Source organism: Aeromonas sp. ZOR0001 (genome assembly GCF_000801015.1).
GTDB lineage: Bacteria > Pseudomonadota > Gammaproteobacteria > Enterobacterales > Aeromonadaceae > Aeromonas > Aeromonas veronii.
In genome coordinates this window covers 66,777-76,917 of the sequence record NZ_JRJY01000017.1, presented here as the reverse complement: position 1 = coordinate 76,917, position 10,141 = coordinate 66,777, and the positions used below count along the sequence as shown (strand labels likewise).

At 55.7% G+C, this 10,141-nt stretch carries 10 protein-coding genes; 2 read left to right on the top strand and 8 right to left on the bottom strand.

Going from position 1 to position 10,141, the window contains the following annotated elements; genetic code table 11:
* Nucleotides 1-139: 139 nt before the first annotated feature.
* Both L972_RS02445 and fabA read left to right on the top strand, forming a co-directional pair.
* A complete protein-coding gene (locus L972_RS02445; protein WP_047435077.1) occupies nucleotides 140-2,116 on the top strand; it encodes a Lon protease family protein in 1,977 nt (658 codons plus the stop codon).
* Nucleotides 2,117-2,193: 77 nt separating this feature from the next.
* Complete coding sequence (gene fabA, locus L972_RS02440; RefSeq protein ID WP_005336586.1) at nucleotides 2,194-2,754, top strand: 3-hydroxyacyl-[acyl-carrier-protein] dehydratase FabA; 561 nt, start codon at nucleotides 2,194-2,196, stop codon at nucleotides 2,752-2,754.
* Between the two features lie 84 nt (nucleotides 2,755-2,838).
* On the opposite strand, the gene rmf is transcribed toward fabA, so the two are convergent.
* The 8 genes from rmf to pyrD all read right to left on the bottom strand — a co-directional run bounded on the left by rmf (nucleotide 2,839) and on the right by pyrD (nucleotide 10,119).
* Complete coding sequence (gene rmf / locus L972_RS20485; RefSeq protein WP_005315693.1) at nucleotides 2,839-3,018, bottom strand: ribosome modulation factor; 180 nt, start codon at nucleotides 3,016-3,018, stop codon at nucleotides 2,839-2,841.
* Between the two features lie 158 nt (nucleotides 3,019-3,176).
* Entirely contained in the window at nucleotides 3,177-5,090 is a 1,914-nt protein-coding gene (gene uup / locus L972_RS02435) for an ATP-binding cassette ATPase Uup (RefSeq protein ID WP_047435073.1), read from the bottom strand.
* 73 nt (nucleotides 5,091-5,163) lie between these two features.
* A complete protein-coding gene (locus L972_RS02430; protein WP_047435069.1) occupies nucleotides 5,164-5,394 on the bottom strand; it encodes a glutaredoxin family protein in 231 nt (76 codons plus the stop codon).
* On the bottom strand, nucleotides 5,394-7,571 hold the full coding sequence (gene rlmKL / locus L972_RS02425) for a bifunctional 23S rRNA (guanine(2069)-N(7))-methyltransferase RlmK/23S rRNA (guanine(2445)-N(2))-methyltransferase RlmL (RefSeq protein WP_047435066.1): 2,178 nt from the start codon (nucleotides 7,569-7,571) through the stop codon (nucleotides 5,394-5,396). Before rlmKL ends, L972_RS02430 begins: the two co-directional genes overlap by 1 nt.
* Nucleotides 7,572-7,711: 140 nt before the next feature.
* The gene (ykgO, locus tag L972_RS02420) at nucleotides 7,712-7,837 is read right to left on the bottom strand and encodes a type B 50S ribosomal protein L36 (protein ID WP_005336596.1); all 126 of its coding nucleotides are present in this window, start codon (nucleotides 7,835-7,837) and stop codon (nucleotides 7,712-7,714) included.
* Nucleotides 7,838-8,101: a type B 50S ribosomal protein L31 gene (locus tag L972_RS02415; RefSeq protein ID WP_005336598.1), complete on the bottom strand. Its 264-nt coding sequence runs from the start codon at nucleotides 8,099-8,101 to the stop codon at nucleotides 7,838-7,840.
* Between the two features lie 380 nt (nucleotides 8,102-8,481).
* Nucleotides 8,482-9,018, bottom strand: coding sequence for a cell division protein ZapC (locus L972_RS02405; protein ID WP_047435063.1), 537 nt, complete (start codon nucleotides 9,016-9,018; stop codon nucleotides 8,482-8,484).
* A 90-nt stretch (nucleotides 9,019-9,108) separates the two neighbouring features.
* On the bottom strand, nucleotides 9,109-10,119 hold the full coding sequence (gene pyrD, locus L972_RS02400) for a quinone-dependent dihydroorotate dehydrogenase (protein WP_005336601.1): 1,011 nt from the start codon (nucleotides 10,117-10,119) through the stop codon (nucleotides 9,109-9,111).
* Nucleotides 10,120-10,141: the final 22 nt, after the last annotated feature.

The window sequence follows — 10,141 nt, the reverse complement described above, 5'->3', positions numbered from 1 at the left end:
TTCTCTTCATTCCGTCCTCCTACACCCGTCATTGCGCATAATGTATATTATGTTAAATTGAATATCTTGTTTCCTGTCACCACTTATTGAACTGTGTATAATGGCAACAATTGCTCCTATCTTCGACCGGATGTCTTAAGTGGCTGAATTAACATCAGAACAATTAAAACCCGCTTTTGCGATTGAACAGTTCCCCAAGCTTAGCGAGCTTGAACCTATCCCCTTTGCAGCGCTGCAACCCAGAGCCATTTCCGGCATCAAGCGTCTTGCCAGTTTTGATGGTGACTGTCCGGTCATGCTGCTCAACGGGTTCCCCGGCGCAGATTACGAAGGCGTTTGCCAGACGCTGATTGCCGACTCCAATGGCAAGGATGGTGACCTGTTTGATCTCTGCTACACCGAGAATCTGAACAACCCCTACAAGCCTATCTGGCTGCGCCTGCAACCGGGCACCGGCGTTGAGTTTTGCGAAATGGTTGGCGAGCTGCTCAAGCTGTTGAGCCACCATCTCGATGCCGAACGCATCGTGACCCGCATCATGCGCAAGCAGAACAATGATCCGAAAATCGATGATTTCCTCTCCGATCTGGCGGCTCACGTGGCATTGGGTCTGGAGTTCCAGCACCCTATTCTGATCAACCTGCTGATCCACCACGAAGCGCAGGAAGCGCCGGTAATTTATGGCCGTGATCTCAACTGGGATACCCTGTTTGGCTCCATCAACTACCAGACCGAGCAAGGCTCTGTGTATGCCAACCAGCACCTGTTGGAGCCCGGCTTGCTGCGCGAAGCCAACGGCGGTTACCTCATTTTGCAACTGGATGAGCTGCTGGATCAGCCTCATCTCTGGTTCAAACTGAAAAATGCCATGCAAAAAGGTGAGCTGGACTGGAACGCCTATCAGGAAGGGAAAACTCTGACCCCCTTCTTCGCGCCTGAAGCGACCCCCATCAAGCTCAAGCTGATCCTGGTGGGTGACCGACTCGACGTGGCCGAGTTCCAGATGCTGGATCGGGATATGTCCGAACGCATCTTCCTGCGCGCGGATCTGGTGTCAGAGGTGAATATTGAAGAGGATCTGCAGGAATTTCTGCAGTACCTGGCTTGGCTGCGCCAGCGTTGGAGTCTGCTGGACTTCACGCCAGCCGCCCTCGCCGCCCTTTGTCGTCATGCCAGCCGCCTCTGTGACCATCAGGAGTGGTTGTCGCTCTCCGAAGTTCAACTCTCCGCCATCATGCGGATGGCTGACAGTCTGGCCCGGGAGCTGGGATCCGAGGTGGTCACCGACGAGCATATTCGCGGCGCACTGGAAGAGCAGGATTACCGCCTCAACTATCTGGTTGAGCAGTCAGATCAGGGAGTTATCGACGGCCAGATCCTGCTGCAAACCGATGGCGAAGAGATTGGCCAGATCAACGGCCTGTCTGTCATTCAGGTCGCCGGTCACCCTTATGACTTCGGCGAGCCGGTGCGCCTCACCGCGACCGTACACCTTGGTGATGGCGATGTGGCGGATATCGAGCGCAAAGCGGAGCTGGCCGGTCATATCCACGCCAAGGCGATGATGATTATCCACGGCTATCTCTCCAACAAATTTGGTGCAGAGAACCCCTCCCCCCTGTCGGCCAATCTGGTGTTCGAGCAGTCTTACCACGAAATTGATGGCGACAGTGCCTCACTGACCGGCTTGTGTGCCCTGCTCTCTGCCCTCGCCCGCCAGCCTATCTATCAGCACTTCGCCGTGACCGGTGCGGTCGATCAGTTTGGCAATGTGCAAGCCGTTGGTGGCGTCAACGAGAAGATTGAAGGCTTCTTCCGGGTGTGCAAAATCCACGGCATCACCGGCAAGCAAGGGATCATTTTGCCGGGCACCAACATCCAGCAGCTGAACCTCTCTGACGAGGTGATTGCAGCGGTTGAAGCAGGCCAGTTCCACATCCACCCGGTGGATCATGTGGAAGAGGCCATCGAGTTGCTCACAGGCTGTGTCGCCGGTGAGCCTGATATGCCCGATACCCTGTTTGGCCGTATTCAGGAGCGGTTGGACGAGTTGAACGGCTCCACTGCCAAAGTCGGACTGCTGCAATCCCTGCTGGGGCGCCTGTTTGGCCGCTGATGAAGTGATCGGAGTTGTTTAGCGAACAACTGTAAGCTAAATTGGCCCGGCTTTGACCCATTTGAAGGAAATACCGCGTGACCGTAGACAATACCACCATGGAAGCCCGCCTTTCCCTGTGCGAACAGGGCAAGAACTCTTTTACCCGTGAAGAGCTGCTGGCTTGCAGCCGTGGCGAACTGTTTGGTGAGGGTAACAGTCAGCTGCCTGCCCCCAACATGTTGATGATGGACCGCATCGTCAAGATCAATGACAACGGCGGCGAACACGGCAAGGGCGAGATCCTGGCTGAGCTCGACATTACTCCGGATCTCTGGTTCTTCGATTGCCACTTCCCGGGTGATCCTGTGATGCCTGGCTGTCTCGGTCTGGACGCCATGTGGCAGCTGGTTGGCTTCTTCCTGGGTTGGAAAGGCGGCCCCGGCAAGGGTCGTGCTCTGGGCGTAGGTGAAGTGAAATTCACCGGCCAGATCCTGCCGACTGCCAAGAAAGTGACCTACAAGATCACCTTCAAGCGCGTCATCAACCGCAAGCTGGTGATGGGAATTGCTGATGGTGTGGTCGAAGTTGACGGCCGTCCGATCTACAGCGCCACCGACCTGAAAGTGGGCCTGTTCAAAGATACCACCGCATTCTGATCTCTCTGATTGGTGGTAAAACAGCATTAACGCAAAGGGGCCACAACGGCCCCTTTCCTTTTGTAATGAGTGATGAAGTACCTGCTACTTCATGAAGAGGCCTGAGCCCCGCCCTTCCATGGCGTCACGCCAACCACCAAGCCAATGCCCTCGGGCATCCAGGCATTGATACGGACACGCTTCTTTCTGTTTGCCGACCACGCCAGCCTGATAACCACGAGCACGAGCTCTTTCCAGACGGTCCCGCTTCTGTCTCTTCATCATCTACGACCCTCTTCGTGGAACAAAAAAAGCGACCAATTCTACATCGGTCGCTTTCATCTTTACTCCTGCGAGCGCACTCGGTCAAACAAAAACTTCCACCCTAACCGGGCTATGTGACACAAGGCACTGAACTGGATTAAGTTTTAATTACAGGGAACTTACTCCTGATTTTTGAGTCCTTCCAGCTCTTCCCAGCGAGCAAATGCCTGCTCCAGCGCGGCTTCAGCGGCATTGAGCGCATCGAGTTTCGGCTGGGTTTTATCTGCCGGCAGCGAGAAGAACCCTGGCTGGTTGATCTCGCTTTGCAGCGCATCCAGCTCGGCTTCCAGCTGCTCAAGACGAGCAGGCAACCCTTCCAGTTCAAGCTGCAGCTTGTAGGAGAGCTTCTTGCTTTTCTTCGGCGCTTCTGGCGCGGCGGCAACGACCGGCTCGGGCGCCTTCACCAATGTGCTCTTGGCCTGTTGCTGAGCACGCTGCTGCTCACGGGTCGCCATCATGTCGGCGTAACCACCCACGTAATCGCTGATGCGGCCATCCCCTTCAAACAGCCAGCAGCCGGTCACTGTGTTGTCGATGAAGCGACGATCGTGACTGACCAGCAGCAGGGTGCCGGGGTAGTCGGAAAGCAGCTCTTCCAGCAGTTCCAGGGTTTCCACATCCAGATCGTTGGTCGGTTCATCGAGGATCAGCAGGTTGCTCGGCTTGAGGAACAGCTTGGCCAGCAGCAGCCGGTTCTTCTCGCCACCGGAGAGCGCCTTGACCGGCGTACGGGCCCGCTTGGGCTCGAACAGGAAGTCCTGCAGGTAACCAAGAATGTGACGGGAGCGGCCACGCACCATCACCTCCTGCTTACCCTCCCCCACGTTGTCCACCACTGTCTGCTCGGGATCGAGCTGCTCGCGGTACTGATCGAAGTAAGCCACCTCCAGATTGGTGCCCCCCTTGACGGTGCCACAGGTCGGCTCAAGCTGACCCAGCAACAGCTTGATCAGGGTCGACTTGCCGCATCCGTTGGGGCCAACGAGCGCAATCTTGTCGCCGCGCAGTACCTGCAGATCGAGCCCCTTGAACAGGGTGCGATCGCCAAAATCCAGCCCCAGCCCTTCGGTCTCGAACACCAGCTTGCCGGAGCGATTGACCTCGTCCAGTTGCAGCTTGGCCTTGCCCTGCAGCTCGCGGCGCTGGGAGCGTTCCATGCGCATTGCCTCAAGGGCGCGCACCCGACCTTCGTTACGGGTACGGCGAGCCTTGATACCCTGACGCACCCACACCTCTTCCTGGGCCAGTTTGCGGTCGAACTCTGCATTTTTCAGCTCTTCGACCCGCAGCCACTCCTCTTTCCCCTGCAGATACTCGTCGTAGTTACCCGGCCAGGAGGTGATGGCGCCGCGATCGAGATCGATGATCCGGGTCGCCAGCTTGTGGATGAACTCCCGATCGTGAGAGATAAAGACGATAGCGCCGCGAAAATCCTTGAGGAAATCTTCCAGCCAGTTGATGGCTTCGATATCCAGGTGGTTGGTCGGCTCATCGAGCAGCAGCAAGTCGGGATCGCAAGCCAGCGCACGAGCCAGCGCCACTTTGCGCAGCCAGCCACCGGAGAGGCTGTCGAGGGTCACATCGGGATCCAGCCCCAGCAGGGTCAACACCTGACTGATACGGGTCTCGAACTGCCAGCCGTTCTGATAATCGAGCTGCTCTTGCAACTCGCTCATCTTGCGAATGTTGGCGTCTGACGGATCGCTCGCCAGCTCCATGGAGATGTGGTGGTACTGCTTGAGCAGCTCCCCCACCCCCGCCAGCCCTTCGGCGGCATAGTCAAACACCGTCAGCTCGCTGGAAGCAGGCGGATCCTGCTCAAGGCGGGTCACTTTCAAATCTTGTTGCAACACCAGACGCCCGTCGTCCAGCGGCAATTCGCTGGCAATGACCTTCATCAGGGTGGACTTGCCCGCCCCGTTGCGGCCAACCAGACAGAGGCGCTCGCCCCGCTCGATGGTCAATTCGGCATTGTCGAGCAGCGGGAAATCACTGAACGACAGACATGCGCCGTGCAATGTTAAAAGAGCCATGTGTGTTCCTTATTTCATATGAAAAAAACGGGCAGCAGACTGGGTCTGCCCCCGTTTTATCGTCAAATCACTCTCACCCCTGACGGGCGGCCCAGCTTTTGAGCTCGACCAGCGTGAAGGGCCAGCCGAGCTCGCGGCCCGCCTCGTCACGCAGCACCGGAATGCGCACCCGATAGGCAGCCAACCACTGCTCATCGTCCATGATGTCGCACTGGCGGGTGGCGGCGGCAAGGCCGGCCTCCTCCACCAGCGCCCAGGCCTGCTCGCACAGGTGGCAACCGTCGGTATGAAACAGGGTCAGCATCACGCCTCGCCTTGCTCCGGCGCATGGGTGATGATCCAGCAGTTGTGGATGTGCTGGTTACGTTCGAAATCCTTCGGTCGCGTCTTCTGGGTGATGTTCTGGGCCTTGAGACCAGTGGCCTCGAGACCGGCAAGATCCATCTTGAAGTGACGCTTGTTGTTGGAGAAGACCAGAGTGCCGTCCGCTGCCAGCAGGCGCTTCAGGTGCTGCATCAGCAACAGGTGATCGCGCTGTACGTCGAAGCTCTCGTCCATCCGCTTGGAGTTGGAGAAGGTGGGCGGATCGATGAAGATGAGGTCGTACTGCTCATCGGCTTCAGACAACCACTTCAGGCAATCTGCCTGCACAAACTTGTGCTGACGGCCCACCAGCGAGTTGAGACGCATGTTGTCCTGTGCCCAGTTCAGGTAGGTGTGGGACATGTCCACTGTGGTGGTCTCGCTGGCACCGCCAAGACCTGCGTGCACGGTGGCACTGCCGGTGTAGGCAAACAGGTTCAGGAAGCGCTTGCCCTTCGCCATCTGACCCAGCATGCGGCGAGTCTGACGATGGTCGAGGAACAGGCCGGTATCCAGATAGTCGTAGAGGTTGACCCACAGCCTGGCACCGTACTCCTGCACTTCCATCCGGTGCTGCTCTTCGGAGAGCTTCTGATACTGCTGTTTCCCTTCCTGACGCTCGCGCACCTTCAGGATCACCTTCTCGCCGTCCATCCCGGTCACCTTGATGGCGGCCTGAACCATGTCGAGCAGACGCTGACGGGTCTTCTGGGCGGGGATGTCCTTGGGCGCGGCATACTCTTGCACCACCAGATAGTCCTGATAGCGGTCGATGGCGGCGTTGTATTCCGGCAAGTCGGCATCGTAGATGCGATAACAATCAATGCCCTCTTTGTTGGCCCACTTCTCGAGGGTTTTCAGATTCTTGCGCAGACGGTTGGCAAAGTCCTGTGCGACCTCTTTTTGGGAAGCCACGGAGTCCAGTGCGATTTGATAATTGCGCAGCTGACACTCGAGGGCGCCGTTGAACAGGCGATATTGCTTGTCGGCGCGCAGGCGCAGACAGCTGAGCAGCTCGGGCGATGCGGAAAGAATGGAGACTTTCCAACCCTGGAAGCTGCGACGCAGAGCATCGCCAAGGGCCTGATGTACTTCCAGCAGCGCCGGGAACTCGCCAAGACGCTCGCCGTAAGGCGGGTTGGAGATCAGCATGCCGACCTGGCGAGCCTCCCCTTCCACAGTCGGCATCGGCAGTGGGTTTTCCAGCTTGGTGACATCGGCTTGCTTGAAGGTGATGAGGTGGGCCACACCGGCCGCTTTGGCGTTATCACGGGCTTTGAGCAGCACACGCTGGTCGGCATCGCAACCAAACAGTTTTACTTCGCAGCGCTGCATGCCGCGTTTGGCTCGCACTTGCGCTTCCATCATCAAGCTTTGCCACAGCTCGCTATCGTGCTGCAGCCAGCGATCGAAACCGAAGCGCTCGCGACGCAGCGCCGGCGCCATGTCGGCGGCGATAAAGGCCGCTTCAATCAGCAGAGTACCGGAGCCACACATAGGGTCCATCATGGGCTCACCGGCCCAGCCGCTACGGGCAATCATGGCGCAGGCCAGGTTCTCTTTGAGCGGAGCTTCACCTGTGCCCTGACGATAGAAACGCTGATGCAACGCCGGGCCTGACAAGTCCAGCGTGATATTGGCCTTGCCTTTGCCCAGGTGCGCCATGATGCGAATATCCGGCGACTTTTTGTCCACGTCCGGACGCACGTGACCGCGCTTGGTGAAGCGGTCGACGATGGCATCCTTGATTTTCAGCGCGCCATATTGGGTATTGCGAATGGCAGGGTTGGTACCGGTAAAGTCCACCGCGATGGTAGAGGTACCGGAAAAGTGCTCTTCCCAGGGAATGGTGTGGGCGCCCAGATAAAGATCCAGATCGTCGTTCATCTGGAATTCGGAGAGCACCAGCACGATGCGGGAGGCAAAACGGCTCCACAGGCAGGCCTTGTAGCCAATCGCCAGTTCGCCTTTGAAGTGGACGCCAGCCACGGTCTCACGGACCTGCTCTGCGCCAAGATTGGTCAGCTCATCGGCCAACAGGTTTTCCAGCCCCTTGGGGCAGGTTGCAAAAAATTCTTTCATCACGCTCACGGGGAACCCATAAAAATAGTGCCGCATTATACCTCATCAGGCGGGCTGGAGCATGCAAAAGTCGGCGCAAACAGCAGGATGGAAACAGATTGATAGGGGGCGATAAAGGTAAAAGACCCCATGATCACCTGATGGCGAGATCATGGGGCCAGACATCATTTAACGAATCACTTCATGCGAGCCTTGAAACGGGGATTGCTTTTGCAAATCACGAACAATTTGCCGCGGCGGCGTACCAACTGACAATCGGGGTGACGCGCCCGTGCGGATTTGAGTGAACAGACGACCTGCATTCAGGACTCCTTCTTACTTGAAAATGCGCCAAAGCGCTTGTTGAAACGGGCCACACTCCCCTCGCTCGATACCTGCTTCTGCTTGCCGGTATAAAACGAGTGCGACTGGCTGGAAACATCGAGCGACACATAGGGATACTCCTTCCCATCTTGCCACGTATAGCGGCGATCGCTCTTGATGGTTGAACCGACCAGGAAAAAGGCATCTGCCGCCGTGTCATGGAACAGAACCAAACGATAATCCGGGTGAATATGAGGCTTCATGGCAACTCCATTTTGTTATGTTATAACAAAATGTAAGTGAGAATAGCTCTCGTTTCAAGCATAAAATGTCGTATGAAGAAAATCGCTGCAGTGAGTGATGTGTTGACACTGAGGTGGAGGCACTACGCAAGCAGAACGAAACAAGAGGAAGGCACCATGCTTGCAGCACGGAAGACCAAGACACTGCGTGGGTCAGAACACAAGGTGCAAGTGACTGTAACAAGCCTCAATAGAGGCTGGTTCACAACCATGAAGATCAATCAGAATGGGCAAGATGTTCGCGGATAAATGAAGTATCAGAAACGAGGCACTATTGAGGTGACCACAGTAAAAACAGGCAGCGGTGTAATCACAGAGATAAAAAGATTGATGAAAATATATCAACTGACCTGACGATATTGCTCGGTCACGGTAATACGTTGTTTCATCCGGTTATTCATCACCTTGATCACCCCGAAACGCGGCAAGGTTTTACTGGTGGTCAATACCAGATCGGCAGTGAGGTTCAAACAGACGCTAGCCTGATCCCCTGCCTCAATGACCATAAATTCGCCGTTGCCATGAGGTGTATTCATCAGGACCAGATCACCGTTTTGCGGGATCACTTGAGGATGCTGTTCACTAAAAAACCAGCTTTGCGGCATCAGAGGTTTATAAAAGCGACTGACCGCGATAGCATTAAGCACCAACTGAACCTGATGGGGAATACTCCACTCAAGTTCGGCTGCTTTATCCATCAACTGATAATAGAGGGCGGCATCATCGACACAAAAAGGTTGGGTCGTAAACGAGCTGGGTACCAATTGCCGCCCTTTATACTCGGTCGCAAATAACATGTTATCAGACAGGTCCAACATCAGACGGTCACTCTGGGCATCATAGTGCCATTGCCAGCTATCGGTCGGTTGGATAAACATGTTGGAGCCCTTACTTGATAATTACCAGTTGACTTTATTCCATATGCAGGAAATCAGCAACGTCAAATAAAGGGCTCCGCCATCTATTTCTTAAATATTGGTCACAATCTCTTTGACCAACCCCGGTCCTTTATAAATAAAGCCGCTATAAATTTGTACCAGACTGGCACCGGCGGCCAATTTTTCACGGGCGGCCATGGCACTATCAATACCACCCACCCCGATAATTGGCAGAGCACCATTGAGCGCCTTGGCCAGATGACGGATCACCTCGGTACTCTTGTGCTGCAGCGGACGCCCACTCAGGCCACCCGCTTCACCGGCGTGGGGCATGTCATAAATCATCTCGCGCTCGAGGGTGGTATTGGTGGCGATAACCCCATCAATACCATTCCGTACCAGCGACGCGGCCACCTGATCTATTTCTTCAAGGCTTAAATCAGGGGCAATTTTAACCGCCAGCGGCACATACTTTTTATATTGGGCGGCCAGCTCTTGCTGACGCACCTTGAGGGCGGCCAGCAATTCATCCAGCGCCTCGCCATATTGCAGTGAACGCAAACCCGGGGTGTTGGGGGAAGAGATATTGACGGCAATATAACCGGCATGATCATAAACCTTGTCCATGCAGATCAGATAATCATCCTTGCCCTGTTCGATGGGAGTATCTTTGTTCTTGCCGATATTGATGCCGATGACCCCCTGATATTTGGCCTCTTTTACCTTGGCCACCAGATGATCCACCCCCTTGTTGTTGAATCCCATCCGGTTGATGATCCCCTCTGCCGGAATAACCCGGAACAGGCGCGGCTTGTCATTGCCGCTCTGGGGTCTGGGGGTGACGGTACCGACCTCGATAAAGCCAAATCCCATGGCGCCAAGCGCATCAATGCACTCACCATCTTTATCCAGACCTGCCGCCAATCCCACCGGATTGGCAAAAGAAAGCCCCATGACAGTGACGGGGCGTTTCGGCAAATTCTGGCGGAAGAAACAATCGAGTGGCGTACCGAGAAGGCGGGGCAAATATTTCATGGAGAGATCGTGAGCCTGTTCCGGATTGAGTTTGAACAGGAAATGCCTGGCGATGGGGTACAACATCTTTGCTCCTTAAAGAAAGCCC

Coding starts and splice junctions, on each gene's coding strand:
- rmf (WP_005315693.1), bottom strand. CDS start 3,018: ATGATGAAGAGACAGAAGCGGGACCGTCTGGAAAGAGCTCGTGCTCGT.
- uup (WP_047435073.1), bottom strand. CDS start 5,090: ATGGCTCTTTTAACATTGCACGGCGCATGTCTGTCGTTCAGTGATTTC.
- L972_RS02430 (WP_047435069.1), bottom strand. CDS start 5,394: ATGCTGACCCTGTTTCATACCGACGGTTGCCACCTGTGCGAGCAGGCC.
- rlmKL (WP_047435066.1), bottom strand. CDS start 7,571: ATGCGGCACTATTTTTATGGGTTCCCCGTGAGCGTGATGAAAGAATTT.
- ykgO (WP_005336596.1), bottom strand. CDS start 7,837: ATGCAGGTCGTCTGTTCACTCAAATCCGCACGGGCGCGTCACCCCGAT.
- L972_RS02415 (WP_005336598.1), bottom strand. CDS start 8,101: ATGAAGCCTCATATTCACCCGGATTATCGTTTGGTTCTGTTCCATGAC.
- L972_RS02405 (WP_047435063.1), bottom strand. CDS start 9,018: ATGTTTATCCAACCGACCGATAGCTGGCAATGGCACTATGATGCCCAG.
- pyrD (WP_005336601.1), bottom strand. CDS start 10,119: ATGTTGTACCCCATCGCCAGGCATTTCCTGTTCAAACTCAATCCGGAA.